The following is a 26,563-nucleotide window of genomic DNA, read 5'->3' on the forward strand; positions in this document are numbered from 1 at the left end:
GCCTTCGAAAACGCGTCTAAGTCCTTGATTTCATTGGAAAATTTTCGCGCAGGCCCTATTGCGAACGCGTGTTTTGCTGATACAGTGCAAAAAAGTGCAATTTAGTGGTGAAAAGTGCCGCGAAATTGCTGTTTCGACACTGCTGCAGCAAAAAGGTGTTTTTTCGTGTTCCAAGGGGCTTCGTCTCTCAGTCTTGATGCCAAGGGTCGCCTGTCGGTGCCGACACGGCATCGTGACGTCTTGAGTGCGACGGCTGCCGGACAGCTCACGATCACCAAACACCCCCACGGCTGTTTGATGGTTTTCCCGCGCCCTGAATGGGAAAAGTTCCGTGAACGGATTGCGGCTCTGCCCATGTCCGCCCAGTGGTGGAAACGGATTTTTCTGGGCAATGCCATGGACGTTGAGATGGATGGCACCGGCCGTGTGCTGATTTCACCGGAGTTGCGTGAGTCCGCGGGCATCGCCAAAGACACCATGCTGCTGGGCATGGGCAATCACTTTGAGCTGTGGGACAAGGCCACGTACGACGAACAAGAAGCGAAGGCCATGCAAGGTGAAATGCCCGACGTCTTCAAGGATTTCTCTTTTTAAGGCCACACGGTGGAAGCTCCTCGGACCCATACCACCGTATTGTTGAACGAAGCGGTAGATGCCTTGTTCAGTGATGGCGGCACCCCCTTTGACGCAGCTTTGCAAGCCACCTATGTGGATGCGACTTTCGGCCGGGGCGGCCACTCTCGCAGCATTCTCTCGCGCTTGGATGCTTCCGGCCGGCTGATCGCCTTTGACCGTGATCCTGAGGCCGTGGCCCAGGCAGCGCTCATTACGGATCCCCGCTTTTCAATTCGCCACGAAGGTTTCTCGAACCTCGGCGTCTTGCCGTCCGGCAGTGTCGGCGGCGTGCTGATGGACCTTGGTGTGAGTTCCCCCCAGATCGATAGCCCGGAGCGGGGCTTCAGCTTCCGCTTCGACGGCCCTTTGGATATGCGCATGGACACCACGCGCGGTGAGAGTGTGGCCCAGTGGCTGGAAACAGCCGAGATCAATCAAATCGCGGAGGTGATACGTGAATATGGTGAAGAACGGTTTGCTGGGTCAATTGCAAAGGCGATTGTTGCTCGCCGACAGGAACGGGGCCCAATTTCAACCACCTCCGAGTTGGCCCAACTCGTGGCTGACACGGTCAAAACCCGCGAGCCGGGCCAGAACCCTGCAACGCGCACATTTCAGGCTTTTCGGATTTTCATCAACGCCGAGCTTGAGGAGTTGCAACAGGCGCTAGACGCCAGCCTGGAAGTCCTCCAGCCCGGCGGACGTCTGGCTGTGATCAGCTTCCATTCGTTGGAAGACCGTATCGTCAAGCAATTCATCGCCAAGCACTCCAAGGAAGAGTACGACCGCCGCGCGCCCTTTGCGGCTCCCAAGGTCATGAAGCTCAAGGCCTTGGGACGAATCAAGCCGAGTGCAGAAGAAGTGGCTGCCAACCCTCGCTCACGCAGCGCGATTCTGCGTGTGGCGCAAAGGATGCCGGCATGATGCGCATCAACCTGGTGCTGTTGGTGGCGGTGGTTTTCAGTGCGCTGTACCTGGTGGGGATTCAGTACGAGTCGCGCCGTGTGTTTACTGAGCTGGACAAGGCCCGTGCAGATTCCCGTCGTCTGGAAACCGAGTTCGGGCGCCTTCAGGTCGCCAAACGTGAACAGGCGACATCCGCACGCGTGGAGCAGCTCGCGCGTGAAAAACTGCAAATGCGCCAAGTGACGCCCGCGATCACCAGTTATGTCACCTACAGCGCGCCTGTGCCCCAAGCTAGCGCGTCGGCGGCAAAGAAAGGTGTCCAGTGACACGCCGGGGCATTCAGTACACCTCCAGCCCCTTGTTGGCCAGCCGCACTCCGGTATGGCGCAGCAAGTTTGTAGTGGGTGCGATTGCGCTCGGGTTTACAGGTTTGGTGGCGCGTGCCGCCTACATCCAGGTGTATGCCAATGACTTCTTTCAGCGCCAGGGCGAAGTACGCTTCGCGCGCACGATTGATTTGCCGGCGGATCGTGGGCGCATCCTGGACCGCAATGGCTTGATTCTTGGTTCCAGTGTTCCGGCCCCCAGCATTTGGGCCATTCCTGAAGACGTAGAGCTGGAAAAGGGTCAGCTGGCCCAATTGGCCAAGCTACTGGATATGCCGGCAGCCGACATCGCAAAGAAGCTGCAGGACGAGGACAAGTCCTTCGTCTGGATCAAGCGCCAGGTCAATGCGGACATTGCCAAGAAGATTGCCGAGCTGAATATCAAAGGCATCTATCAGCGCAAGGAATACAAGCGCCAGTATCCGGAAGGCGAGGCGGCTGCGCACATCGTGGGCTTTACCAACGTCGAAGACAACGGTCAGGAAGGCGTGGAGCTGATGTTCAACAAGGAGCTGCTCGGACGTCCGGGCATGCGCCATGTGATCAAGGACCGGCTGGGTCGCGCCGTGGAGGATGTGGGTGAAATGGTTCCTCCGGTCCCGGGTCGAGACCTGCAGCTCAGCATTGACAGCAAGGTGCAGTTCTTCGCGTACCAGAAGCTGCGTGACGCCGTAGTCACCAACAAAGCCAAAGCGGGCAGCGTGGTGGTACTGGATGCCATCACTGGCGAAGTGCTGGCGCTTGCCAACTACCCCAGCTACGTGCCGGACAAACGTCACAACCTCACCGGTGAGCAGTTGCGCAACCGTGCATTGACCGACACGTTCGAGCCTGGTTCGGTCATGAAACCGTTCACAGTCGGTCTTGCGCTGGAGTCTGGTCGCGCCAAGCCGACTACCGTGATCGATACTGCTCCAGGCTCGGTCACCATCACCGGTGCCACCATCCGCGACTCGCATCCGCACGGCGCCTTGACGGTGGAGCAAGTCATCCAGGTCTCCAGCAACGTGGGCACCACCAAGCTGGCTATGCAGATGCCGGCCAGTGAAATGTGGCAGACCTTCTCGCAAGCGGGTTTCGGTCAGAAGCCGCAGATCGAGTTTCCCGGCGCAGTGTCCGGGCGGCTGCGTCCCTACAAGTCTTGGCGCCCCATTGAACAGGCCACCATTTCTTATGGTTACGGCATGTCTGCTTCGTTGTTTCAGATGGTGCGTTCGTACACCGTCTTTTCCCATGATGGCCAGATTATTCCTGCCACTTTGCTGAAAACCAGCCAGCCTGCGGTAGGCGTTCCCGTGTTCTCCGAGCAGACCGCGGCCAAAGTCCGCCATATGCTGAAAATGGCTGCTGGACCGGGCGGCACGGCACCCAAGGCTCAGACCATCGGTTACTCGGTGGGTGGAAAGTCGGGAACCGCCTACAAGCAAATCGGCAAGGGCTACGGGAGCGACGGAAACCGCAAGTACCGCAGCTGGTTTGTGGGCATGGCGCCCATCGAGCAACCGCGCATCATCGTGGGCGTCATGCTCGATGAGCCCAGTGCCGGCAAATACTACGGCGGTGAAGTGGCCGCGCCTGTATTCAGTGAGACCGTGCAGCAAACCTTGCGCATGTTGGGGGTTCAGCCTGACATGGCTGTGCAGCCGCATATCGTCGCGGATGCGGTGGAGGAGAGCTTCTGATGGCCACCTTCACTACCCCCGCGCAGGCCGTGGAATGGCTGCGTTCCCGCGGCGTTCAGGGCCTCACGACAGACAGTCGCGAAGTGACCGGCGTGGATGCATTCATTGCATGGCCGGGTGCCGCGACCGATCCACGGCGCTTTGTTGCGCCCGCACTGGCGAAAGGCGCTCTCGCCTGCCTCGCGGAGCAGTCGGGTGCAGAGGCCTTCGAATTGGATCCCGATCGCACGGGCTTTTACTCCGGACTCAAGGCCGGTTCTGGGCCGATAGCAGCAGCGTTTTACGGCATGCCTTCCCGCGAGTTGGCCGTGATGGCGGTGACCGGCACCAACGGAAAAACCAGCACTGCCTGGTGGTTGGCACAGGCACTGGGCCAAGTGGGGGGCAAAGAGGCTATGCCGTGTGGCGTCATCGGCACGCTGGGCGTTGGTCGCCCGCCTGCATTGAAGGCCACAGGCTTCACGACGCCTGATCCGGTTCTCTTGCAGAAGACCCTGCGTTCTTTCACGGAGCAAGGGCTCAAGGCATGCGCGATGGAGGCTTCGTCCATCGGCATCGAAGAACTGCGCATGGCCGGCACGGTAATCCATACCGCCATCTTTACCAATTTCACCCAGGACCATCTGGATTACCACGGCAGTATGGCGGCTTACTGGGCCTCCAAGCGCGCGCTGTTTTCCTGGGACGGGTTGAAGGCCGCGGTGGTGAATGTGGATGACGACAAGGGCGCCGAACTGGCCGCTGAGCTTGCGTCCACCTCCTTGGATGTGTGGACTGTTGGCGTTCAGCGTGACGCACGTCTGGTGGCCCGCAGCGTGACCCATTCGGCACACGGGCTGGCGTTCGATGTGGTGGAAGGCGGAAATTCCGTGCGTCTGCAGTCGCACGTTATCGGTAGCTACAACGTGTCCAACTTGTTGGGGGTGATTGCAGCCATGCGCACTGTGGGTATCCCTCTGCAGTCCGCGGTGCAATCCTGCGCAACGCTGTTGCCGGTACCCGGTCGTATGGAATGTGTAGGTGGAGATTCTGCTCCCCTGGTGGCGGTGGACTATGCCCATACGCCGGATGCTTTGGCGCAGGCTTTGCGCGCATTGCAGCCGGTTGCCCAAGCCCGTGGCGGAAAGCTCTGGTGCGTGTTCGGTTGCGGTGGTGACCGCGATGCGTCCAAGCGTCCCCTGATGGGGGCGGTGGCCGCTGCCCAGTCGGAGCATGCAGTAGTGACCAGCGACAACCCCCGCAGCGAAAAGCCTGAAGCCATCGTGGCGCAAATTCTTTTGGGCATGGTGGAGTGCCCCCATGTGGATGTGCAGGTCGATCGCGCCGTGGCGATTGCCGACGCCATCCGCAGCGCCGATGCCCGCGACGTCATTTTGCTGGCCGGCAAAGGTCATGAAGAAACCCAGGAAATTGCCGGTGTGAAGAACCCGTTCTCCGATATGACGCACGCCCGGGCTGCCTTGGCTTTGCGCAGTCCCAATGAGGAGGCCATGCGATGAGCGCCATGATGACACTGTCTCACGCGCTCAAGTTGATACCGGGCGCTACGTTGGTAGGCGATGGATCTACGTCTATTCACCGCGTACACACCGACACCCGGACGATTGAACCTGGCGACCTGTTTGTGGCACTGCAGGGCGAGCGTTTCGATGCCAACGACATGCTGCATGAAGCCTTCGCCAAAGGCGCCGCCGCCGTGCTGTGCCATGCAGGTCTGACGGCCAGCGCTTATCCCGCCGGCTTGTCGCGTATCGAAGTGTCCAACAGCAAGCTGGCCTTGGCTACATTGGCCACTGGTTGGCGCGCCCAATTCGATCTGCCGGTGATTGCCGTGACGGGCAGCAATGGCAAAACCACCGTCACGCAAATGATTGCCAGCATCTTGCATGCGCACGCTCCGGATGGTGCGGCGCTTGCAACAGTGGGTAACTTCAATAACGACATCGGCGTGCCATTGACGCTTTTGCGCATGCGTGCATCGCATCGCATCGCTGTGGTGGAGCTGGGTATGAACCATCCCGGCGAAATCGCGGTGCTGGCTGCCATGGCCCAACCCACCGTCGCGTTGGTGAATAACGCGCAGCGTGAGCACCTGGAGTTCATGCACACCATCGAAGCGGTGGCGCGTGAAAACGGCAGCGTGCTGTCTTCATTGCCTGAAACAGGCACCGCGGTGTTTCCTGCGGATGATGATTTCGCCCCTCTATGGCGCGAGCTGTCTGCCGGCCGTGTTGTAGCGACCTTTGCCCGCGGTGACGCTGGCGCAGATTTCGTGGTGCGCAGCGCAAGCTGGCAGGATGGTGCCTGGCAGGTCGTGGCCGGCACGCCCCAAGGGGAGCTGCGCTACCGCTTGGCCATTGCAGGTCGCCACAACGTGAAGAATTCCTTGGCCGCAGCGGCTTGCGCTCTGGCCGCTGGCGTGCCTGCTATCACGGTGGCACGCGGGCTGGAGGCCTTTGTGCCCGTCAAGGGCCGCTGCCGCGCCATGCAGGTGCGCCAAGGCGCGCTGGACTTCACCTTGGTGGATGACACCTACAACGCCAATCCGGATTCCATGCGCGCCGCCATTGATGTGCTGGCAGATTTGCCCGGCCCGCGCTTGTTGGTGATGGGTGACATGGGTGAAGTAGGCGAGCAGGGTCCCGCCTTCCACGCGGAAGCGGGTCGCTATGCGCGCGATGCAGGCATTGAGCATGTGTTGGCTCTGGGGGATTCCAGTGCCCATGCGGTGCAAGAGATGCCGGGTGCCCGGCATTTCAAGGATGTGGCCGACCTGAATGCTGCTGCCTTGGCTTTGGCGCCTGCGGTGGCCAGTGTGCTCGTCAAAGGCTCGCGCTTCATGCGCATGGAACGTGTGGTGGAGGCCCTGTCGGCCCGCCTCGCGCAGGAGGTGGCGGGTCATGCCTAAATTGTTTGGAGAAGTTTCATGCTGCTGAGCCTGGCCCAATGGCTGCAAAGTTTGTCGCCCGAGTTCGGTGTGTTCCGGGTATTTCAGTACCTCACTTTCCGTGCCGTGATGGCTGCGCTGACCGCGCTCTTGATCGGTCTGGCTGCTGGCCCGGCCGTAATTCGTCGTCTGCGCGCACTGAAGATCGGCCAGCCCATCCGTGGTTACGGCATGGAAACCCACTTGGCCAAAAGTGGTACGCCCACCATGGGTGGCGTACTCATCCTCTTGTGCATTGCCACCTCCACGCTGCTGTGGGCAGATCTTTCCAACCGTTTTGTCTGGATCGTGCTCATCGTGACCCTGGGCTTCGGCGCCATCGGTTGGGCCGACGACTGGCGCAAGGTGGTGCACAAAGACCCTGAGGGCATGCGCTCCCGCGAAAAGTATTTCTGGCAAAGCCTGATCGGCCTGCTGGCCGCGCTGTACCTGGTGTTCAGCATCTCCGAGAGCTCCAACCTGCGGGTGCTGGAGCTGTTTTTCAATTGGGTTCGCTCGGGCTTTGATGTGAATCTGCCCCCCAAAGCCGGCCTGTTGCTGCCTTTCATCAAAGAGGTGAGCTATCCCCTGGGCGTGTTGGGCTTTGTGGTCATGACCTATCTGGTCATTGTGGGCTCCAGCAATGCGGTAAACCTGACTGACGGCCTGGACGGCCTGGCCATCATGCCGGTGGTAATGGTGGGTTCTGCGCTGGGTGTGTTTGCTTACGTAACAGGCAGCTCGGTGTTCTCCAAGTACCTGTTCTTCCCTTATATCCCCGGTTCCGGCGAGTTGTTGATTTTCTGCTCCGCCATGGCCGGTGCAGGCCTGGCTTTCTTGTGGTTCAACACCCATCCCGCGCAGGTTTTCATGGGCGACGTCGGCGCCTTGGCACTGGGGGGCGCTTTGGGCACTATCGCCGTCATCGTTCGCCAGGAAATCGTGTTGGCCATCATGGGGGGCATCTTTGTGGCTGAGGCCCTGTCGGTCATGCTGCAGGTCACCTGGTTCAAGTACACCAAAAAGAAATTCGGTGAAGGCCGCCGCTTGCTCAAGATGGCGCCGCTGCACCACCACTTCGAGAAGTCCGGCTGGAAAGAGACCCAGGTCGTGGTCCGCTTCTGGATCATCACCATGCTGCTCTGTCTGGTCGGCCTGTCCACCCTGAAATTGCGATGAACACGCCCGAGCAGCACCTCCCGCTTGAACCCCAGCAGACACCGGCAGTTGACGCCGGTGTGCTGCAACACGCCTCTATGGCGCAAGAGGTTCAGCCTGTGGTGTCTGCAGTGGATGTGGAAAGCCAGCCTGCTGAAGAGGTCGCTCAGGTGTCCTTGCCTCCAGTTCCAGCTTCCGCCGGTCCCAAGGCATTGCCAACTACCTTGACCGCTGCCAAAGAGGCTGCCGAGTTTGTGGCCCGCATCTTCGCGGAAACCGAGGCGGAAAAAACAGAAGCTGCAGAGGCGGAATCGACGGTGACGGAGGTCAGCGTTGACGAAGCGGTGGCAGAAGAAGTACCCGCAGCCGAGCAGGTCTTTGCGCTGCTGGCCGGTCAAAAGGTGTTGATTCTGGGACTGGGTGCCTCGGGTCTGGCCATGGCCCGTTGGTGCGTGTTAACGGATGCGGCGCAAGTGACGGTGGCCGATACCCGCGAAACCCCGCCTCAGTTGGCCGTGTTGCAGCAGGAGCTGCCCCAAGTGCAATTTGTAGCCGGTCCGTTTGTTGCGTCCTTGGTGGAAGGGCGCGACCTGAACGCCGTGTACCGGTCGCCAGGTTTGAGTCCCGAAGAAATTGCTCCTGTTTTAGGAGCTGCTGGTGCACATTCCATCAGCGTTGGCGGCGAGTTGAGCTTGTATTCCATGGCCTTGGAAGCGCTGCGTACTGAGCGTGCTTACCAGCCCGCGGTGTTGGCAATTACCGGCACCAACGGAAAGACGACTGTCACCTCGCTGACCGGGCAACTGATCGCCCATGCAGGCAAAACCGTTGCGGTGGCCGGCAACATCGGCCCCACGCTGTTGGACACGCTGACGCAGCATTTGCAAGCTGAGACCCTACCAGACGTTTGGGTGCTGGAACTTTCCAGCTTCCAGCTGGATGCCGCAGGAAGTTTCGAGCCTACGGCTGCCGTGGTGCTCAATGTGACGCAAGACCACCTCGATTGGCACGGCAGCATGCAAGCCTACGCGGGGGCCAAGGCCCGCATCTTCGGCCAGCGCGGCATGATGGTGTTGAACCGCGAAGACGCCACCGTCATGGCCATGCGTCCGGAACCTGTGCGTGTGCGCCTGCAGAAGCCGCAAGAGCGCGCATACATTTCCTTTGGCACCGACATGCCCCAACGTCCCGGCGATTTTGGCATCGAAGACGTCAACGGCATGGTCTGGCTGGTGCGTGCACTGGAAGCAGACGAAACGCGCAAGCGCCGCAAGGATGAAGAGGAAGAGATCCACATCCAGCGCCTGATGCCTGCGGACGCCTTGCGCATCCGTGGGCGCCACAACGCCAGCAATGCCTTGGCAGCTTTGGCACTGTGCGCCTCCGCCGGTTGTGCGCTGGCCCCCATTTTGTACGGTCTGCGCGAGTACCGTGGTGAGCCGCATCGCGTGGAGCCTGTCGGCATCATCAATGACGTAGAGTTTTTTGACGATAGCAAGGGCACCAACGTGGGCGCCACGGTGGCAGCATTGCAGGGCCTGGGCGCTGACCGTCGCATCGTCGTCATTCTGGGCGGTGAGGGTAAAGGTCAGGATTTCGCGCCTTTGGCTGCCCCGGTGGAGCGCTATGTGCGCGCCGTGGTGCTGATCGGCCGGGATGCTCCCCTGATCCGCGCAGCCCTGGAACTGACCGGCATTCCTTTGGTGGATGCTGACAGCATGGCTTCCGCCGTCACGCTGGCCAATGCCAAAGCCCACGCAGGCGACGCGGTGCTCATGTCCCCCGCCTGTGCCAGCTTTGACATGTTCAAGAACTACGAGCACCGCGCGCAAGTGTTCTGCGACGCAGTGAAAGAACTGGCCCTGTCCAACGGCACTGAGTTGGAGCAGCTTCCATGAAGTTCATGCCCAACATCGTCGCGGGTTGGTTTGCGCCCAAAGAAGCTGAGGCTGCCGGTGCCCTGCCTGTGCGTCTGGGCGGACGTGGCTCGTTCTCTGCCAGTACCACTCCCGCGCAGGTCAAGGGTTTCGACCAGCCACTGGTCTGGGTCACGGTGGCTTTGCTGCTCTGGGGGCTGGTGATGGTGTATTCCGCATCCATCGCGATGCCGGACAACCCCAAGTTCACCTTCTATTCCCACACACATTTCGTGACCCGTCACGCCATGTCCATGATGGTGGCCTTTGTGGCGGCACTGATTGCCTTCCAGGTGCCAGTCCAGACCTGGGAGCGCCTTGCACCCTGGTTGTTTGTGGTCTCCCTGGTGCTGCTGATTCTGGTGCTGGGCGTGGGCCGCGGTGTGAACGGCGCCAAGCGCTGGATCTCTCTGGGGGTCATGAACTTCCAGCCTTCCGAGCTCGCCAAGTTCGCGGTGCTGCTCTATGCGTCTGACTACATGGTCCGCAAGATGGAAGTGAAAGAGCACTTCTTCCGCGCCGTGGCTCCCATGGCGGTGGCAGTCGCGGTCATCGGTTTGCTGCTGTTGGCAGAGCCTGACATGGGCGCCTTCATGGTGATTGCCGTGATCGCCATGGGTATCCTCTTTTTGGGCGGCGTGAACGCCCGCATGTTCTTCCTGATTGCGGCGGTGATCGTGGTGGCTTTCGGGCTGATGATCGCCTTCTCGGAATGGCGCCGTGAGCGCATTTTTGCGTATCTGGACCCATGGAACGAAAAGTACTCCATGGGCAAGGGCTACCAGCTCTCTCACTCCCTGATTGCTATCGGTCGCGGCGAGATCTTCGGTGTCGGTCTGGGCGGGAGTGTGGAAAAACTGCACTGGCTGCCCGAAGCGCATACCGACTTTTTGCTGGCCGTGATCGGCGAAGAGTTCGGCTTGGTCGGGGTGGTCGCCGTGATCGGGATGTTCTTGTGGATGACCCGTCGCATCATGCACATCGGCCGCCAGGCCATTGCGCTGGACCGCGTCTTTGCCGGTCTGGTGGCCCAAGGTGTGGGCGTGTGGATGGGCTTTCAGGCCTTCATCAATATGGGCGTGAATTTGGGTGCCTTGCCCACCAAAGGCCTGACCCTGCCACTCATGAGCTATGGCGGCTCCGCCATCCTGATCAATCTCGTCGCCATCGCCGTGGTGCTGCGCGTGGACTATGAAAACAGACAACTCATGCACGGAGGCCGTGTATGACGCAAAAGACGGCATTGATCATGGCCGGCGGCACGGGCGGGCACATCTTCCCGGGACTGGCTGTGGCCCAAGCCCTGCGGGACAAAGGCTGGCGCGTGCACTGGCTGGGTGCCCCCGGCAGCATGGAAAGCCGCATCGTGCCGACCCGCGGCATTCCGCTGGAGCTGGTGGAGTTTGGTGGCGTGCGCGGTAAAGGCATCAAGACATTGGCACTGCTGCCGCTCAAGCTGCTGCGCGCCTTCTGGCAAAGCCTGCAAGTGGTGCGCCGTGTGAAACCTGACGTGCTGGTGGGCCTCGGTGGCTACATCACTTTCCCCGGCGGCATGATGGGCGTGCTGTGTGGCAAACCTTTGGTCTTGCATGAGCAGAACTCGGTAGCCGGCATGGCCAACAAGGTGTTGGCCGGTGTAGCCGACCGCGTGTTCGCTGCCTTCCCCCAAGCCATGCCCAAGGCGGAATGGGTGGGCAACCCCTTGCGCGCTGAATTCTTGAACCTGCCTGCACCGGAAGCGCGTTTTGCTGGCCGCAGCGGCCCGATCAAGGTGCTGGTGGTGGGTGGCAGCTTGGGCGCCCGCGCACTTAACACCGTGGTCCCCCAAGCCCTCGCGCTGATTCCTGAAGCCCAGCGTCCCGTGGTGACGCACCAGGCCGGCGAAAAACAGATTGACGAGTTGCGGGCCAACTATGCCGCTGCCGGCGTCCAGGCCACGCTCACCCCATTCATCGACAACACCGCGCAGGCGTTTGCTGATGCCGATCTGGTGATTTGCCGGGCCGGTGCCAGCACGGTGACCGAGCTGGCCGCCGTGGGCGCTGCGGCGGCGTTTGTGCCGTTTCCTGCTGCGGTGGATGACCACCAGACCTTCAATGCCCGCTTCCTGGTCGATCAGGGCGGTGGCTGGCTTTTGCCGCAAGCCACCCTGACTCCCGAAGCGCTGGCAGAGATGCTATTGAAAACAGAGCGACCCGCACTGATGCAGCGGGCGCTGGGAGCCAAAAAGATGCAACAACTACACGCTACCGAAGCCGTGGTGGCCGCCTGCGAGGAGCTTGCGAAATGAAGCACGCAGTCAAACACATTCATTTCGTTGGCGTGGGCGGATCCGGCATGTCCGGCATTGCCGAAGTGCTGAGCAACCTCGGCTACGAGATCTCGGGCTCCGACTTGGCTGATAACGTCACAACCCGCCGCCTGGCCGCTTTGGGCATCAAGACCTACGTGGGCCACGCCGCAGAGAACGTGACTGGTGCGGACGCCGTGGTCACCTCCACGGCGGTGCAGTCCGACAATCCCGAAGTCATCCGCGCCCGCGAGATGAAGATCCCTATCGTGCCCCGTGCGTTGATGCTGGCAGAGCTCATGCGCTTGAAGCAGGGCATTGCGATCGCAGGTACCCACGGTAAAACCACGACCACCAGCCTGGTGGCGAGCGTGTTGGCGGAGGCCGGTCTGGACCCTACTTTTGTGATCGGTGGCCGCCTCAACAGCGCAGGCGCGAATGCGCGTCTGGGCAGTGGCGAGCACATCGTGGTCGAGGCAGATGAGTCGGATGCGTCCTTCCTGAACCTCCTTCCCGTGATGGCAGTGGTAACCAACATCGACGCCGATCACATGGAAACCTACGGGCACGATTTCGGCAAGCTCAAGAAAGCCTTTGTCGATTTCCTGCACCGCATGCCTTTCTATGGCGCAGCGATTCTCTGCACCGATGACCCCGCGGTGCGCGACATCTGCGAGCAGGTCACCTGCCCGATCACCAGCTACGGCTTCAACGAAGACGCTGAAGTGCGCGCTGTGAATGTGCGTGCGATGGGCGGCCAGATGCACTTCACCGTGCAACGCCGCAACGGTGTAGTTCTGCCCGATATGGAGGTGGTGCTGAATTTGCCCGGCCTGCACAACGTGCTCAACGCGCTGTCGGCCATTGCAGTAGCCGTGGAGCTGAACATTCCAGACGCGGCCGTCGTCAAGGCGTTGGCCGAGTTCAAGGGCGTGGGACGCCGCTTCCAGCGCTATGGAGACCTCGCTTTACCCCAGGGTGGCACGGTCACGGTGATTGATGACTACGGTCACCACCCCGTCGAGATGGCCGCCACGCTGGCAGCCGCACGCGGTGCCTTCCCCGGGCGGCGTCTGGTCCTGGCTTTCCAGCCGCACCGCTACACCCGCACACGGGATTGCTTTGAAGATTTTGTGAAAGTCATTGGTGCCGGTGCCGACGCGGTGCTGCTGGCCGAGGTGTATGCCGCCGGTGAAGCGCCCATCGTGGCGGCAGACGGCCGGTCTCTCGCGCGTGCCCTGCGCATTGGCGGCAAGGTGGAGCCCCTGTTTGTGGACGACATCGCCGCCATGCCTCAAGCCGCCATCGACAACGCGCGCGATGGCGATGTGCTGATGTGCATGGGTGCCGGATCGATTGGCGCCGTGCCCGGAAAAATTGTTGAATTGCTACAAAATCAGGAGCTGCTCGCGCAGCAGGGACGGGCGCTATGAGTCAAAATAATCTGAATCTAGGGAAGGTGGCTGTGCTGATGGGCGGTGCCTCGGCAGAGCGCGAGGTGTCACTGATGTCGGGAAGTGGCGTGCTCAAGGCACTGCGTTCGCAAGGCGTGGACGCCCATGCCTTCGACCCCTCTGAGCGTGCGCTGGATGAACTCAAGCGTGAAGGCTTTGATCGCTGCTTCATCGCGCTGCACGGTCGCTTCGGCGAAGACGGCACCGTGCAGGGCGCGCTCGAATTGCTGGGTATTCCTTACACCGGCTCCGGCGTGATGGCCTCCAGCATCTCCATGGACAAGGTCATGACCAAGCGCATCTGGCGCTTTGAAGGCTTGTCCACTCCTGCATGGCAGCAGGTCAAAAGCGCCGCCGAAACCCAGGCTGCGTTCGCAGCGCTGGGCGCACCCATGATCGTGAAGCCCGCACGTGAAGGCTCTTCCATCGGATTCACCAAGGTGATGAGCGCGGACCAGTGCGATGCCGCCTATGCACTGGCCTCCAAACACGACAGTCATGTGCTGTGCGAGCAGTTCATTGCGGGTGATGAAGTGACCTGCCCGGTGTGGGGACCAAGCTCTGCGCCTGAGGCGCTGCCGGTGATCCGCATCGTGGCGCCCGAAGGTAACTACGACTACCAGAACAAGTACTTCACTGACACCACCCAATACCTGGTCCCCGCTGGCTTGCCCGCCGGCGAAGAGGAAGCCATCCAAGCGCTGGTGTGCAAGGCCTACCAGGTGCTGGGCTGCCGCGGCTGGGCACGGGCTGACGTCATGATTGATGCCAAGACCCGCACCCCCTACTTGCTGGAAATCAACACCTCACCGGGCATGACCGGCCACTCCCTGGTGCCCATGTCTGCCCGTGCAGCCGGCATCAGCTACGAAGAACTGTGTGTGCGCCTGCTGCAAAGCACCGCCACAGACGGAAAGGCGGACGCGTGAATTCCACTGTCGCTACTCCGCTGGACGTCAAGCTCATGAATGGGACCGCTGTGCTCCTGTTCATGGCTTTTGTCGTCCTCGCAGTGGTGACGGGTGGCCGCTGGCTGGGGCGTTTGCCCATGTTTGCCATCCAAGGCATTACGGTAACCGGCGACATGAACCACAACAGCCCGCTTACGTTGCGGGCCAATGTGGCCCCCGGCTTGAATGGCACTTTTTTCTCCGTTGATCTGGCGCGGGTGCGCTCCGCTTTCGAGGCGGTGCCATGGGTGCGCCACGCGGTGGTGCGCCGCGAGTTTCCGAACCGCTTGCGGGTGGATTTGCAGGAACACGTGGCAGTGGCCTATTGGGGCGCGGAGCCGGAATTGCGCCTGCTCAACAGCTATGGCGAAGTGTTTGAAGCCAACGTGGGCGAAGTGGAGCAGGACGTGCTGCCCAAGCTTAGCGGGCCTGACGGCCAGAGCGGTGACGTCTTGGCCATGTACCGCACGCTGACCCCTTTGTTTGCCGGCATGGAGCTGCCGCTGGAACAACTGGATTTGTCAGGTCGTGGCAGCTGGCGCGCCCGTCTGGACGGTGGCGCCGTGATTGAGCTCGGGCGCGGAACGCCAGAGGAAGTCACCGAGCGCCTTCAACGGTTTTTGAGAACGCTGACGCAGGTCACCACACGCTATGGACGGGCGCCGGGCTCCGTCGAATCGGCGGACTTGCGGCACGCCAACGGATACGCAGTCAAGCTGCGCGGCGTTACCACGCTGGCAGCGGACAGCACCAAGAAATAGCGGAAACGAAGCAGGGTACAACTATGGCTAAAGAATACAAAGATCTTGTCGTCGGGCTGGACATCGGCACTGCCAAGGTGATGGCGGTGGTTGCTGAAGTCATGCCCGGTGGCGAGCTCAAGCTGGCCGGTTTCGGCGTGGCGCCGAGCAACGGACTCAAGCGCGGCGTGGTGGTCAACATTGATGCCACCGTCGCCAGCATCCAGCAGGCGCTTAAAGAGGCCGAGCTGATGGCCGACTGCAAGATCACCCGGGTGTACACCGGCATCACCGGCAGCCACATCCGTGGCATCAACAGCAGCGGCATGGTGGCGGTGAAGGACCGCGAAGTGACGCAGGCCGACGTGGCCCGTGTGGTCGAAACTGCCAAGGCCATCAACATCTCGACCGACCAGCGCCTGCTGCTGGTTGAGCCTCAGGAATTCATCATCGACGGCCAGGATGTGCGCGAGCCCATCGGCATGAGCGGCATCCGCCTCGAAGCCAAAGTGCATATCGTGACCGGTGCACAAAGTGCGGCCGAGAACATCATTAAGTGCGTGCGCCGATGCGGCCTGGAAGTCGAGCAGCTCATGCTCAACCCGCTGGCCAGCAGCCTGTCGGTATTGACGGAAGACGAGCGCGAGTTGGGTGTGGCGTTGGTGGATATTGGCGCCGGTACGACCGATGTGGCCATCTTCACCAATGGTGCCATTCGTCACACCGCTGTGATCCCGATTGCGGGTGACCTGATTACCAGTGACATTGCCATGGCTCTGCGCACGCCCACCAAGGACGCAGAAGACATCAAGGTGGAGTCCGGCCACGCCAAGCAGTTGCTGGTGGACCCCGAGACGCAGGTGGAAGTGCCCGGTCTGGGGGATCGCGGCCCCCGCATGCTGAGTCGTCAGGCCCTGGCCGGTGTGATTGAACCGCGGGTGGAGGAAATCTTCTCCCTGGTGAATCAGGTGATGCGCGAGTCCGGCTATGAAGAAGTGCTGTCCAGCGGCATCGTGCTAACCGGCGGCAGCTGCATCATGCCCGGCATGGTGGAGCTGGGTGAGGACATCTTCCTCAAGCCCGTGCGCCGCGGCATCCCCAAATACAACAGTGCTTTGGCCGACATGGTGGCGCAGCCCCGTGCAGCCACGGTGATGGGCCTCCTGGAAGAGGCCCGCATTGCCCGCATGCGCGGCTACAAAGTCGCGCAGAAGTCCGGCACCATGAAATCAGCGTTCAGTTCCGTCAAGGACTGGTTTGTAGGGAACTTCTGATCATGTCTCACACGCAACTGAATTTTTCTGTGTTGAACCAGCTCCCGCGCAGCTGCTGAGGACTCATCAGGGTCGTCGTGCATCGAGGCTTGGACCCGCCTTCATAGCCGGTAGGAAATGTTTGCAAAAGATCGTTGGAAATACATCGTCGAAGAAATATTGGATCGAAGGAGATAACAAATATGAAAGCCCAGATACAGGCTGAAATTCGCGAAGCAAACATGGCCTACTTGAACATGGCCCAGAGCCTCATCCGCCAAGACCTGAAGTCGGCGGTGAAGATCCTGGGAATGTCTGAGGACGCAGCAGAAATCATCAAGACCTTGTCAGAAAGCCAGAAAGCCAGCATTGCAGACAGCGACATCCTGCTGTGCCGCTTCGGAGTCAGTGATGACGTGGTGTGGAACCTCCTCACCAGCCATCCCGCTCCCAAGCCGGAAGCAGAAAGCGCTACCCGTCTCCTCGCCGACATCTTGTTGGCAGGCCGGTTTGCGATGGCAGCCTGAGCCCTGACGGTCACCCGGTTCACCCACATTTAAAGATTGCAATTCAAGGAGTAACAACATGAGCATCGAAATGATCGAAGAAGAAGCCTTCAACCAAGGCACCCAAATCAAGGTCATCGGCGTGGGCGGCGGCGGCGGTAACGCTGTTGAGCACATGATCACCACCTCAGTGGGCGGTGTGGAATTCATCTGCGCCAATACCGACGCGCAGGCACTGAGCCGCAGCTCTGCTCACAAAACCATTCAGCTTGGCGGAACCGGCCTGGGCGCCGGCAGCAAGCCCGACAAGGGCCGCGAAGCCGCTGTGCAGGCAGAAGCCGACATCCGTCAGGCCATCGAAGGCGCACACATGCTCTTCATCACTGCAGGCATGGGCGGCGGCACTGGTACCGGCGCGGCACCTGTGATTGCCAAAGTGGCCAAGGAAATGGGCATCCTGACCGTGGGCGTGGTGACCAAGCCTTTCGATTTCGAAGGCGGCCGCCGCATGAGCAACGCTGACTCCGGTCTGGCCGAGCTGGAAGCCAACGTGGACTCCCTGATCGTGGTGCTCAACGAAAAGCTGCTGGAAGTGCTGGACGACGATGTCTCACAGGACGAAGCCTTTGCACATGCCAATGACGTGTTGAAAAACGCCGTGGGCGGCATTGCTGAAATCATCAACGTCAAGGGCGAAATCAACGCCGACTTTGAAGACGTGCGCACCGTGATGGGCGAGCCCGGCAAGGCCATGATGGGTACCGCGACTGCCAGTGGCCCGGACCGTGCCCGCATTGCTGCTGAGCAAGCCGTGGCGTGCCCGCTGCTGGAAGGCGTGGACTTGTCCGGCGCCAAGGGTGTGCTGGTGCTGATCTCCGCTTGCAAGGGTTCCTTGAAACTGAAGGAGTCCAAGATGGCCATGGAGACCATCCGTGCCTGCGCATCTCCAGACGCGCATGTCATTTACGGCACCGCTAACGACGAAAAGTTGGGCGACGAAATTCGCGTGACCGTGATCGCTACCGGACTGAGCCGCCAAGGCGGTGCCCGACGCACTGCGCCTCCCCTGCAAGTGCTGCGTACCGGTACCGACAACGTGCCTTTCCATGTGCCGACCCTGAATACGATTGCCAGCCCTGCTGGAACTACCGCTTCGATGGGCAACGCCGGTGCAGCCGTGGCACAACCTGACTACGGCAGCATGGCAACCCCCAGCGTGTGGCGTACCAACCGCACACAGGCGGCGGCCAAGGTGGATGCGCTCTCCAGCGGCGGCATGGATGACTACGAGATCCCTGCTTTCTTGCGCAAGCAGGCGGATTGATTTAGCACACCCCCCGGCTACGCGCACTGCGTGTCGCTTCGCTTTCCCCCTTGCAGGGGGCAACACCTGTGGCCCGGCGTAGCCGGTTCCACGGTGTTCATTTGCTAAGTCACGCCGCCCGGAGGTTTTTTGCGCTACTTTTACAATAGACCTGTGCTGAAACAACGAACTCTCAAATCCCTGACCCGCGCCGTTGGCGTGGGCCTGCATAGCGGCCAGCGTGTCGAGATCACCTTGCGCCCTGCTGCTCCGGATACGGGCATCGTGTTCAGACGGGTGGACTTGCCGAATGCACCTGACATCGTGGTGTCTGCCGAATCGGTGACGGATACGCGCCTGGCCTCCACCCTGTCCTGCGGCAACGCCAAAGTGCATACCGTGGAGCATTTGATGTCCGCCTGCGCCGGTCTGGGCGTCGACAACCTGTTCGTCGACATCACGGCCGAAGAAGTGCCCATCCTTGACGGCTCTGCGGCATCGTTCGTGTTTCTGCTGCAAAGCGCCGGCATCGAGTTGCAGAACGCCCCACGACGTTTTATCCGCTTGACCCGCCCGGTCGAAGTCCGCGAGGGGGAGGGTGCCAATGAAAAGTGGGCCCGCTTGGACCCGTACCACGGCTACAAACTGAGTTTCGAGATCGACTTCAACCACCCCGCCGTGGATTCCACCGGCCAGAAGGTGGAGTTTGATCTCAGCACCGACAGCTACTCGCGCGACATTGCCCGTGCACGCACCTTCGGATTTACCAAAGATGTCGAAATGATGCGATCCAACGGCTTGGCCCTGGGTGGCGGCTTGGACAACGCCATCGTGATGGACGATTACAAGGTCCTCAATGCCGACGGCCTGCGTTATGACGACGAGTTTGTGAAGCACAAGATTCTGGACGCCATCGGCGACCTGTACATCGTGGGCAAACCCCTGTTGGCCGCCTACAGCGCACGCCGTTCCGGGCACGCCTTGAACAACAAGCTGTTGCGCGAACTCCAGGCTCACCCGGAAGCCTGGGAGGTCGTGACGTTTGAAGACGTCAAGCAGGCCCCGCAGGGCTTCGCCCAGCCAGCGCGCGCCTGGTAACCCTGCCGTCTATCCGGTCAGCGCTTGCCTGCGCTCATCCGCTGCCGATAATGGGGCATCCTGTTTCCCACGGGAAATAACCCGAGGCAGTTGCTCATGAACTCCATTTCTTCTATCGCTTTATCCGGTTTGAATGCGGCCCAAACCAGCTTGAACGCGAGCGCCCATAACGTGGCCAACCTCGCGACCGAAGGCTTCAAGCGCCAGGAAACCGTGCAAACCGCACAGAGCGGCGGTGGAGTGACAACTAGCGTGCGAGAGGCCAGTACCGCAGGCAATGCCTTGGAGCAGGACGTGGTGACCCAGTTGCAAGCCAAAAACAGCTTTATCGCCAATCTGGCGGTATTCAAGACACAGGACAAAATGGCCGGCGCCCTCCTGGACACCAAGGTCTAAACCCTCTCAAAGGCCGCTGGAATACTGGCGGGTAATCGCGTCTAGGCGCCCGCTGCGCCGCAGCTTGTCCAATGACGCCTGCATGCGCTGTACGACCGCAGGGTCGGTTTGCAGGTTCAGGGCGAAGTAATAGGCCCCGTCTTCACTAAGCTTGCTGGCTTTAGTCACAGCACCTGACGTCAGGTTGGCACTCCGCAGGCTCCAGGCCATCCCTACCTCGGTATCGACCATCGCATCCACCGCATCGGCCAACAGCAGTCTCAGCACCGCCGCGTTAGAGCTATCCTCAATCATGGCGCTAGCGGGTACCCCGGCTTGAATCAGGTCCTGGCGAGCTGCTTCATCCCTGACAATGCCAAAACGGAGCTGGCTGATCTCGCGGTTGGCGACGCCTCCTTTGTCCGGCGCAGTTTTGACATACACCCAGGTGCTGCGCGGGAGCAGGGGGCCGACCCAGAGAAACTCTTTCTCACGTGACGCCTTGCGCGCCGTAGTGAAAAGCACCGTGTCCGGCAGATTGCTCACGATTTTGTAAGCGCGTGCCCACGGTACGAGATTGAGCTTGCAAGTCAGCTTGGCATCTGCACATACCGCTCTAAGCACATCACTGGCAATGCCCTTGACTTCGCCAGACTCCTCAAAGTTGTAGGGTGGCCACTGCTCGGTGTAGCCGGTGAGTGTCTGGGCTTGCAAGCACCCCATCCCTGCCATCGCCCAAAGTGCGGCTGAGGCAATGTGTCGTGAGAGGTGATTCACCTGCATGGACTGTGTTCCGGAAGGGCCAGTTAGTCCATAAATTCTATTGGCTACGACCATCCCGGTAGCGGATTTTTCCATTGCCGCCCACACCGTTGGCTCCCGCCAACAAGGCCATGGACTTTCCAGCATGGGCGTGCGTAATGGCGAGGCCCAGCGCATCCGCGGCATCAGGGCCGGGCAGTCCGGGCAAGTGCAGCAGGCGCTTCACCATTTCCTGAATCTGGTCCTTGTGCGCGCGTCCGTGTCCAGCCACGGCTTGCTTCATCTGCAGCGCGGTGTACTCCGCAACGGGCAGGTTTGCGCACACCAGTGCGGTCACCAACGCGCCTCGGGCCTGGCCCAACAGCAGGGTGGACTGCGGGTTCACGTTGACGAACACAATTTCCACTGAGGCACAGGTGGGCTGGTAGCGCTCCACGACTTCGCCGATGCCGTCAAACAGAATCTTCAGACGCGCCGGCAGTGCTCGCGTATCCAAGTGCTCAGTGCGTATGGTCCCGCTGGCCACATAGCGCACATCGGCGCCCACCACGTCCACCACGCCGAAGCCGGTGGTGCGCAAGCCGGGGTCAATGCCAAGGATTCGCATGCTATGAAATCAGGAGCTGCTCGCGCAATATATACGTGCGCTAGAGGTCAAAATACCATCTGGCGGAGTGGAAGAAAACCGGTGCCGCGAAGCACAGGGCATCCACCCGGTCCAGCAGTCCACCGGCACCTGTGACAGAGCGCACCGGCCCGCCCCAGCTGGGAATGCCGCGGTCGCGCTTGAGGGCCTTCATTACAAAATGCCCCATGGAGCCTGCCACGCAGGCGATGAAGGAAAACGCAAATGCGGTACCAGGTACCCAAGGCGTGATGCCGGCCAACAGCGCACCAAACAGGCTTGCCACAAACACACCTATCCACCAGCTGGGCCAGTTGAAGCTCTGGCTGATGGCAGGTGCTGCCGGTGGCAGCTTGAGCTTGCGGGACACAAGGTGCTGCACTGCCATGCAGAACTGCACCACCAGCACCAGGAAGAAGACCATGAATGCGTTCTTGTGGTCGTAGCCAGGGAACTTGAGCATCAAGAGCGCAGGCACATGGCTCATGCCGTAGATGCACACCATGATGCCCCACTGCAGCTTGGCATTGCGCTCCAGAAAGCGCAGCGGGTCATTGGCCAGTGCGCTGGCGACCGGCAAGGCCAGGAATACATAGACCGGAATGAACACGGCAAACATGTCGAAGTGCTCGGTAGCCACCAGCCAGTACTGCAGCGGCAGCACGACAAAAAATGCCAGCACAAGGCTGCGATGGTCGCCCAGCCGGGTGGGGGAGAGCGTCATGAATTCGCGCAGCGCAAAGAACGATACGCCGCCAAACAGGGTGAGTGCGACCAGCGGGTCGCTGAGCCAGCCGATCCAGAACACAAACACCATGAACCAACTGGTGCGGATGATGCCGTCCAGATTTTTCAGCTCACCGCGGCGGCGGTCGCCAGCTTCATCATCCCCGTATTCGCGCAGCGACATGACGAAGGCCACGATGCTGGCCAGAAGCAGCAAACCGAAAACGATGATGAATAGGGCGCCGACCTGCTGTGTGGGGCCGAGATTCTTGAGATAAAAATACATAGCTGTCTTACACGTCCCGCAGGGCTACGACTGCGCTGCGCGCTCTGTCCAGAAAGGCACGGCGTTCTTCACCTTCGCCGACTTGCATGGGCGCGCCAAAGGTGACCGAGCAGAGCACCGGGACCGGTACCACCTCGCCCTTGGGCAGCACGTGTTGCACATTGTTAATCCATGCGGGGACCAGCACCACGTTCGGGAAGCGGGTGGCCAGGTTGTAGAGACCGGCCTTGAAGGGCTGTGGTTCGCCGGTATGGCCACGGGTGCCTTCGGGGAACAGGATGATGGAGTCACCATTGGCCAGCGCCTCGATCAGCGGCTCCAGAGGGTCTTCCTCAGAGCTGCGGTCACGGGAGACGTAGATTACGTGGAACACCTCGGTGGTAATCCACTTCTTGAAGGGCGACTTGGTCCAATAGTCTTTCGCGGCAATGGCGCGGGTGATGTGGCGCAGCTCTTTGGGAAGTGCAGCCCAGATCATGACCAGATCGGCATGGCTCTGGTGGTTGGCGAAATAAATGCGCTGTTCAGCCTTGGGCGGGCATCCGTGCCAGCGCGCTTGGGCACCGGTGAGGAAGCGGATCAGACCCAACAGAAAGTAACTCATCAACTTGGCAAGCATGGCGGGGATGATACAGAGCGGATGTGTCGCTTCTGGTGCTTGTTGTGACTGTCAACCGAGATGGTTGGTTGGCGCTGGAAGCGATGGGCGGGATACTCTGCACCGTTCGTGTCCCCCGCGCTGCGCGCTCCTCCTTGACCTCACTATGCAGAACACCCCGCCCACCGATTCCGATGGTCTGGACGGAGTCGTGTTTTCAATGCAGGTTCGCATTCGACTCTAGCAGTGGAGCAGGGGAGAGTCTCAAAGCGAGGTCAAGGAGGAGGCCGAAGGCCGGGGGACACGAGCGGCGGGACTCTCCCCTGCTCCGCTGCGGGCGAAAACAATAAACACCCAGCGAAGATAAGGCCTTAAGGCAACTGCGCATCCGGCATCCGCGCCACTATGGTGCCGGCACGGCTGCTCAGGTAGCCCGAGTTGGGTGTCTTCTCGAAAAACTTGGGGCGCGGCAACATCACCGCCAAACGGGCCGCCTCGTAAGCGCTGAGCTTGCCGGCGGGCTTGCGGAAATAGTGCTGGGCAGCGGCCTCCGCACCGAATACGCCTTCACCCCATTCCACACTGTTGAGATAAATCTCCAGGATGCGCTGCTTGCTCAGCAAGTGCTCCAACAACATGGTGAGTACAAACTCCTGCCCCTTACGCAGCAGGGTGCGCTCGCCCGACAAAAACAGGTTTTTGGCCAGCTGCTGGGTGATGGTGGAGCCGCCCACAATCTTGGGCGGTTTGGTCGTTTTGCGCTGCTCGGCACGCTGCTCCGCCTTGGCGTTTTTGGCCCAGGCTTTTTCCAGGGCATCCCAGTCGACGCCATCATGCTGGCTGAAACCATCGTCCTCCGAGGCTATGACGGCGCGCTTCAGGTTGTCAGAGATGCGGTCATACGGCATCCATTCCTGCCGCCAGCGCAAGGCGCCGGTTTCGGTGGTAACCCGGTACGCCTCGGAGCGCTCAAAGGCCGTGGATTGCGGGTCTACGACCGCCATGGCGGCAATGCGGCCCACAAAGTACAACTGCAGCGCTACAAAAGACAGCGCGCACAGCACGACCAAACGCAGCACCTGCTTCATTGTGAGTTCGAGGACGAGACCTTGGCTTCCAGCGTCTCTTCGCGGGTGAATTTAAAGCGGGACACCACCAGAATCTGGTCGGCCTGGCGGCGCATGGCTGCATTGAAGTTCCCGAAGGGGCCTGCAGACCGCGCAATAGCCTGCGCCCGCTTGTCGAGCACCGGATTGCCGGAGCTCTGCACGACTTCGGTGTCGAGTACGCGGCCATCGAAGTTGATGGTGACGATCATGGTCAGCTCGCCATAGAGTTTTTTGCCGCCGCTTTGCGGAAAGTTCTCGGTGCCTTTTTCTTCGATGGACTGGCGCAGCTGGTCGTAGTACACCGCATACACCTCCTCACGCACGGCTGGGCTCACATACCGCTTTTTGGGTCGTGAGTTTTCCATGTTGATGCGCCGCTCAATCTCGGCCAGCAGCTTGATGAGCTGTTTGCGCTTTTCTTCCCGCTCGGCGGCCTCTGCCTTGTCGGCCAGCTTGCTGGGGTCGGGTGGGGGCAGGGCGGCGAGCTGGTTTTTGACCTGCGCGAGCAACAGGTTCTGCTGCTCCTGCAGGCTTTGGAGCTTGCGGGCGCTTTCTTCTTCCAGCGAGTCGCCGATATCCGTCAGCGCGGACGGGGGCAGCGGGCTGGTGGCGCGGCCTTTTTCCACATCGCCGCCGCCGGCCATATTGGTCTGGGCGATGGCCTGCGCTTTGTCCGGTTTCTCGTTGCTCTTGGCATTGACCAGGATGACTTCCAGCGGCTTGTCTTCAAACACGCGGTTGAAAGCCTCCGGATCCACAAAGCGCACTGTCAGCAACACCCCGTGTATCGCGATGGATACACCCAAGGCCCATTGAAGTGTGGTGAGTTTGGGGAGCGTCACGGGGTGGGATTATCGCCGCCGGCTTCAGGCGCTTCGTTCACATCCACCGCAATCGCGATCGGGCCGGCCACCTCGTCTTCGCTGTCGTCCTCGTCGTCCTGGTTGTCGGCTTCCACCGGCGCATCCAGACGTTCCAGCACCGTGCCTTGCACATCCAGGGTGATGAGGTCCATCTCGCCCAGCTTGACGCGCACCTTGGCGTGGCGGGGCAGTCCCTGCGCACCCAGGACGGGCAGCACCAGCGGAATGTCGTCCGCGCGCACCATGCCGTCTTTGAACAGGCTGGCGGTGAGCTCGGTGATGCCGTGCTGCTGGGCGTAACGCATGGTCCAGAACCGCTCCATGGCGCCCTGGTAGCCGTTGTAGGCGCTGTAAGCCGCGTCAAACGAGGAGATGATGGCGAACAGCTCCGCGTCCTTGGGCTTGAAGGGGGCGACCAAAGCCGCCGTCTTGCCATGGCGTGCACAGGCAATGATCTGCCACTGGTTGACCAGGTCGGTGTAGCGGCGCAGTGGCGAGGTCGCCCACGAATACGCTTTGACGCCGATACCCGAATGCGGCAAGGCCTTGGTACCCATGCGTACCTTGACGCCGGGTGCCAGCGACGCCTGGCTGCGGTAAATGCCGGGCACGCCCATCTCGGCGAGCCAGCTGCCCCAGGTGCTGTTGGCCAGAATCATGGCTTCGGCCACGATCAGGTCCAGCGGGGCGCCGCGCTGGCGGATGCTGATGAGCACGGTCTCGTCACCTTGCGGCTCCGCGCCATCGTTGCCTTGCAGGCGGAAGTTGTAGTCCGGGCGGTTGAAGGTCTCGGGTTTGCCGCGCACGATCTCGCGCTTGGCCTTCAGGTCGCGCGCCAAGCGGTGCAAAAATGATAGCTGCTCGCGCAGACCTGCTGAGGCCTGGGTGTCATTTTCATGGTTAAACGAGGCGTCGGTCAGCCACTGCTCGGTGACCACGCTGTCGAGCTGGTCGTGGCGCAGATTGTGGGCAATCGGCACACGTTCCAGCTTGGTCTCGCTGTTGGTGATCTCCAGCGTCTCCTCGTTGAAGGTGACATAGAGCGAGACGGACGGGCAATCCCTACCTTCCATGAGCGTGTAGGTCTGAACCACCTCGTCGGGCAACATGGTGACCTTGTAGCCGGGCATGTACACCGTGGACAGGCGGGCGCGGCCCAACACGTCCACCGGGCTGCCGGGCTGCACGGCCAGGCCGGGCGCGGCGATGTGGATACCCACGGTCACGGTGCCGGAGCCCAGGCCCTGCACGCTCAGGGCGTCGTCAATTTCAGTAGTCTGGGAATCGTCAATCGAAAAGGCCTGTACGGCCGCCACCGGCAACTCGTCGGCAATGGCGGGTGCGCTAATGGCGGGAAAGCCGGTGCCCTTGGGGAAGTTCTCCAGCAAAAAGCGTTTCCAGTGGAACAGGTAGGGCGAAGCAATCGCACCGGCCTTTTGCAGCAGCTCAAGAGGCGCAATGTGGCTGGCGCGGCTGGCCTCGACCACGGCCTTGTACTCAGGGGCGTTCTTGTCCGGCTTGAACAGGATCTTGTACAGCTGGTCCTTGATAGCCTGCGGGCAGCTGCCTGCTGCCAACTCTTGGGCCCACTGGTTGATTTGCTCGGCAATCAGGCGCTTTTTCTCAATCGCAGCCAAAGCCTGGGCAATGATTTCGGCAGGCGCCTTCTTGAAGCGGCCTTTGCCGGCACGGCGGAAGTAGTGCGGGGTGTCGAACAGCTTGAACAGCATGCCCGCCTGCTCCGCCTGGCTGGCCTGGGCGGAAAAGTAGTCTTTGGCCAGGTCCGCGAAGCCGAACTCTTCGTCGGGCGCGAATTCATAGGCCATGTCCAGCTCGATGCCCGCCGCCTGCGTCTGGGCGGCCGCAACGAACTCCGCCGGGGCGGGCTTTTCAAACTTGATCAGGATGTTGGCGCCCTTGACCTTGACGCGCTTGCCGGAATCCAGCTCCACCTGCGCCGAGGCTTCCGCCTCGGACAGGACACGGCCGGCCATGAATTTTCCGGCTTCTTCAAACAGTACAAACATAGGGGGAGA

25 protein-coding genes are annotated in these 26,563 nt (G+C 60.9%); 18 read left to right on the forward strand and 7 right to left on the reverse strand.

Going from position 1 to position 26,563, the window contains the following annotated elements; all coding sequences use genetic code 11:
* Nucleotides 1-165: 165 nt before the first annotated feature.
* The 18 genes from mraZ (at nucleotide 166) to AEP_RS15965 (ending at nucleotide 19,579) form a co-directional block, all read left to right on the forward strand.
* On the forward strand, nucleotides 166-594 hold the full coding sequence (gene mraZ / locus AEP_RS15880) for a division/cell wall cluster transcriptional repressor MraZ (protein WP_087496285.1): 429 nt from the start codon (nucleotides 166-168) through the stop codon (nucleotides 592-594).
* 9 nt (nucleotides 595-603) lie between these two features.
* The gene (gene rsmH, locus AEP_RS15885; protein WP_087496286.1) at nucleotides 604-1,539 is read left to right on the forward strand and encodes a 16S rRNA (cytosine(1402)-N(4))-methyltransferase RsmH; all 936 of its coding nucleotides are present in this window, start codon (nucleotides 604-606) and stop codon (nucleotides 1,537-1,539) included.
* On the forward strand, nucleotides 1,536-1,847 hold the full coding sequence (gene ftsL / locus AEP_RS15890) for a cell division protein FtsL (RefSeq protein WP_087496287.1): 312 nt from the start codon (nucleotides 1,536-1,538) through the stop codon (nucleotides 1,845-1,847). Before rsmH ends, ftsL begins: the two co-directional genes overlap by 4 nt.
* Nucleotides 1,844-3,589 (forward strand): peptidoglycan D,D-transpeptidase FtsI family protein, encoded by a 1,746-nt coding sequence (locus AEP_RS15895; protein ID WP_087496288.1) that lies wholly within the window; start codon nucleotides 1,844-1,846, stop codon nucleotides 3,587-3,589. Before ftsL ends, AEP_RS15895 begins: the two co-directional genes overlap by 4 nt.
* On the forward strand, nucleotides 3,589-5,088 hold the full coding sequence (locus tag AEP_RS15900) for a UDP-N-acetylmuramoyl-L-alanyl-D-glutamate--2,6-diaminopimelate ligase (protein WP_087496289.1): 1,500 nt from the start codon (nucleotides 3,589-3,591) through the stop codon (nucleotides 5,086-5,088). Before AEP_RS15895 ends, AEP_RS15900 begins: the two co-directional genes overlap by 1 nt.
* 5 nt (nucleotides 5,089-5,093) lie before the next feature.
* Nucleotides 5,094-6,497 (forward strand): UDP-N-acetylmuramoyl-tripeptide--D-alanyl-D-alanine ligase, encoded by a 1,404-nt coding sequence (locus AEP_RS15905; protein ID WP_442873369.1) that lies wholly within the window; start codon nucleotides 5,094-5,096, stop codon nucleotides 6,495-6,497.
* 18 nt (nucleotides 6,498-6,515) lie between these two features.
* Entirely contained in the window at nucleotides 6,516-7,694 is a 1,179-nt protein-coding gene (mraY, locus tag AEP_RS15910; protein WP_087496291.1) for a phospho-N-acetylmuramoyl-pentapeptide-transferase, read from the forward strand.
* On the forward strand, nucleotides 7,691-9,571 hold the full coding sequence (murD, locus tag AEP_RS15915; protein ID WP_087496292.1) for a UDP-N-acetylmuramoyl-L-alanine--D-glutamate ligase: 1,881 nt from the start codon (nucleotides 7,691-7,693) through the stop codon (nucleotides 9,569-9,571). Before mraY ends, murD begins: the two co-directional genes overlap by 4 nt.
* Before the next feature lie 5 nt (nucleotides 9,572-9,576).
* The gene (gene ftsW, locus AEP_RS15920; RefSeq protein ID WP_232460026.1) at nucleotides 9,577-10,818 is read left to right on the forward strand and encodes a putative lipid II flippase FtsW; all 1,242 of its coding nucleotides are present in this window, start codon (nucleotides 9,577-9,579) and stop codon (nucleotides 10,816-10,818) included.
* Nucleotides 10,815-11,879 (forward strand): undecaprenyldiphospho-muramoylpentapeptide beta-N-acetylglucosaminyltransferase, encoded by a 1,065-nt coding sequence (gene murG, locus AEP_RS15925; RefSeq protein ID WP_087496294.1) that lies wholly within the window; start codon nucleotides 10,815-10,817, stop codon nucleotides 11,877-11,879. The genes ftsW and murG overlap by 4 nt, the downstream gene beginning before the upstream one ends.
* Nucleotides 11,876-13,312 (forward strand): UDP-N-acetylmuramate--L-alanine ligase, encoded by a 1,437-nt coding sequence (gene murC, locus AEP_RS15930; protein WP_087496295.1) that lies wholly within the window; start codon nucleotides 11,876-11,878, stop codon nucleotides 13,310-13,312. Before murG ends, murC begins: the two co-directional genes overlap by 4 nt.
* Nucleotides 13,309-14,262 (forward strand): D-alanine--D-alanine ligase, encoded by a 954-nt coding sequence (locus AEP_RS15935; RefSeq protein WP_087496296.1) that lies wholly within the window; start codon nucleotides 13,309-13,311, stop codon nucleotides 14,260-14,262. Before murC ends, AEP_RS15935 begins: the two co-directional genes overlap by 4 nt.
* Nucleotides 14,259-15,044: a cell division protein FtsQ/DivIB gene (locus AEP_RS15940; protein WP_087496297.1), complete on the forward strand. Its 786-nt coding sequence runs from the start codon at nucleotides 14,259-14,261 to the stop codon at nucleotides 15,042-15,044. Before AEP_RS15935 ends, AEP_RS15940 begins: the two co-directional genes overlap by 4 nt.
* A 23-nt stretch (nucleotides 15,045-15,067) precedes the next feature.
* Entirely contained in the window at nucleotides 15,068-16,297 is a 1,230-nt protein-coding gene (gene ftsA, locus AEP_RS15945; protein ID WP_087496298.1) for a cell division protein FtsA, read from the forward strand.
* A gap of 182 nt (nucleotides 16,298-16,479) precedes the next feature.
* Complete coding sequence (locus AEP_RS15950) at nucleotides 16,480-16,803, forward strand: flagellar transcriptional regulator FlhD (protein ID WP_087496299.1); 324 nt, start codon at nucleotides 16,480-16,482, stop codon at nucleotides 16,801-16,803.
* A gap of 58 nt (nucleotides 16,804-16,861) precedes the next feature.
* A complete protein-coding gene (ftsZ, locus tag AEP_RS15955) occupies nucleotides 16,862-18,106 on the forward strand; it encodes a cell division protein FtsZ (RefSeq protein ID WP_087496300.1) in 1,245 nt (414 codons plus the stop codon).
* A 153-nt stretch (nucleotides 18,107-18,259) separates the two neighbouring features.
* Nucleotides 18,260-19,183, forward strand: a complete 924-nt coding sequence (lpxC, locus tag AEP_RS15960; RefSeq protein WP_087496301.1) for a UDP-3-O-acyl-N-acetylglucosamine deacetylase — start codon at nucleotides 18,260-18,262, stop codon at nucleotides 19,181-19,183.
* Between the two features lie 96 nt (nucleotides 19,184-19,279).
* Nucleotides 19,280-19,579 (forward strand): flagellar basal body protein, encoded by a 300-nt coding sequence (locus AEP_RS15965; RefSeq protein ID WP_087496302.1) that lies wholly within the window; start codon nucleotides 19,280-19,282, stop codon nucleotides 19,577-19,579.
* Between the two features lie 6 nt (nucleotides 19,580-19,585).
* On the opposite strand, the gene AEP_RS15970 is transcribed toward AEP_RS15965, so the two are convergent.
* From AEP_RS15970 to AEP_RS16000, 7 genes are all read right to left on the reverse strand, one after another.
* Nucleotides 19,586-20,341, reverse strand: a complete 756-nt coding sequence (locus tag AEP_RS15970; RefSeq protein ID WP_157673194.1) for a substrate-binding periplasmic protein — start codon at nucleotides 20,339-20,341, stop codon at nucleotides 19,586-19,588.
* 37 nt (nucleotides 20,342-20,378) lie between these two features.
* On the reverse strand, nucleotides 20,379-20,927 hold the full coding sequence (gene ruvC / locus AEP_RS15975) for a crossover junction endodeoxyribonuclease RuvC (RefSeq protein ID WP_087496304.1): 549 nt from the start codon (nucleotides 20,925-20,927) through the stop codon (nucleotides 20,379-20,381).
* 40 nt (nucleotides 20,928-20,967) lie between these two features.
* On the reverse strand, nucleotides 20,968-21,957 hold the full coding sequence (locus tag AEP_RS15980) for a phosphatidate cytidylyltransferase (protein WP_087496305.1): 990 nt from the start codon (nucleotides 21,955-21,957) through the stop codon (nucleotides 20,968-20,970).
* 7 nt (nucleotides 21,958-21,964) lie between these two features.
* On the reverse strand, nucleotides 21,965-22,576 hold the full coding sequence (locus tag AEP_RS15985; RefSeq protein ID WP_087496306.1) for a lysophospholipid acyltransferase family protein: 612 nt from the start codon (nucleotides 22,574-22,576) through the stop codon (nucleotides 21,965-21,967).
* 350 nt (nucleotides 22,577-22,926) lie between these two features.
* Nucleotides 22,927-23,643, reverse strand: a complete 717-nt coding sequence (gene mtgA / locus AEP_RS15990) for a monofunctional biosynthetic peptidoglycan transglycosylase (protein ID WP_087496307.1) — start codon at nucleotides 23,641-23,643, stop codon at nucleotides 22,927-22,929.
* Nucleotides 23,640-24,506 (reverse strand): energy transducer TonB, encoded by an 867-nt coding sequence (locus AEP_RS15995; RefSeq protein WP_087496308.1) that lies wholly within the window; start codon nucleotides 24,504-24,506, stop codon nucleotides 23,640-23,642. Before AEP_RS15995 ends, mtgA begins: the two co-directional genes overlap by 4 nt.
* Nucleotides 24,503-26,554: a ribonuclease catalytic domain-containing protein gene (locus AEP_RS16000; protein ID WP_087496309.1), complete on the reverse strand. Its 2,052-nt coding sequence runs from the start codon at nucleotides 26,552-26,554 to the stop codon at nucleotides 24,503-24,505. Before AEP_RS16000 ends, AEP_RS15995 begins: the two co-directional genes overlap by 4 nt.
* Between the last annotated feature and the right edge of the window lie 9 nt (nucleotides 26,555-26,563).

Origin of the sequence: Curvibacter sp. AEP1-3, assembly GCF_002163715.1 — a bacterium.
Classification (GTDB): Bacteria; Pseudomonadota; Gammaproteobacteria; order Burkholderiales; family Burkholderiaceae_C; genus Allorhodoferax.

Bases quoted from the DNA above. Each gene is read 5' to 3' on its own strand.
- ftsL (WP_087496287.1), top strand. From the start codon at position 1,536: ATGATGCGCATCAACCTGGTGCTGTTGGTGGCGGTGGTTTTCAGTGCG.
- AEP_RS15900 (WP_087496289.1), top strand. From the start codon at position 3,589: ATGGCCACCTTCACTACCCCCGCGCAGGCCGTGGAATGGCTGCGTTCC.
- AEP_RS15905 (WP_442873369.1), top strand. From the start codon at position 5,094: ATGATGACACTGTCTCACGCGCTCAAGTTGATACCGGGCGCTACGTTG.
- mraY (WP_087496291.1), top strand. From the start codon at position 6,516: ATGCTGCTGAGCCTGGCCCAATGGCTGCAAAGTTTGTCGCCCGAGTTC.
- murD (WP_087496292.1), top strand. From the start codon at position 7,691: ATGAACACGCCCGAGCAGCACCTCCCGCTTGAACCCCAGCAGACACCG.
- ftsW (WP_232460026.1), top strand. From the start codon at position 9,577: ATGCCCAACATCGTCGCGGGTTGGTTTGCGCCCAAAGAAGCTGAGGCT.
- murG (WP_087496294.1), top strand. From the start codon at position 10,815: ATGACGCAAAAGACGGCATTGATCATGGCCGGCGGCACGGGCGGGCAC.
- murC (WP_087496295.1), top strand. From the start codon at position 11,876: ATGAAGCACGCAGTCAAACACATTCATTTCGTTGGCGTGGGCGGATCC.
- AEP_RS15935 (WP_087496296.1), top strand. From the start codon at position 13,309: ATGAGTCAAAATAATCTGAATCTAGGGAAGGTGGCTGTGCTGATGGGC.
- ftsA (WP_087496298.1), top strand. From the start codon at position 15,068: ATGGCTAAAGAATACAAAGATCTTGTCGTCGGGCTGGACATCGGCACT.
- AEP_RS15950 (WP_087496299.1), top strand. From the start codon at position 16,480: ATGAAAGCCCAGATACAGGCTGAAATTCGCGAAGCAAACATGGCCTAC.
- ftsZ (WP_087496300.1), top strand. From the start codon at position 16,862: ATGAGCATCGAAATGATCGAAGAAGAAGCCTTCAACCAAGGCACCCAA.
- AEP_RS15965 (WP_087496302.1), top strand. From the start codon at position 19,280: ATGAACTCCATTTCTTCTATCGCTTTATCCGGTTTGAATGCGGCCCAA.
- AEP_RS15970 (WP_157673194.1), bottom strand. From the start codon at position 20,341: ATGCAGGTGAATCACCTCTCACGACACATTGCCTCAGCCGCACTTTGG.
- ruvC (WP_087496304.1), bottom strand. From the start codon at position 20,927: ATGCGAATCCTTGGCATTGACCCCGGCTTGCGCACCACCGGCTTCGGC.
- AEP_RS15980 (WP_087496305.1), bottom strand. From the start codon at position 21,957: ATGTATTTTTATCTCAAGAATCTCGGCCCCACACAGCAGGTCGGCGCC.
- AEP_RS15985 (WP_087496306.1), bottom strand. From the start codon at position 22,576: ATGCTTGCCAAGTTGATGAGTTACTTTCTGTTGGGTCTGATCCGCTTC.
- mtgA (WP_087496307.1), bottom strand. From the start codon at position 23,643: ATGAAGCAGGTGCTGCGTTTGGTCGTGCTGTGCGCGCTGTCTTTTGTA.
- AEP_RS16000 (WP_087496309.1), bottom strand. From the start codon at position 26,554: ATGTTTGTACTGTTTGAAGAAGCCGGAAAATTCATGGCCGGCCGTGTC.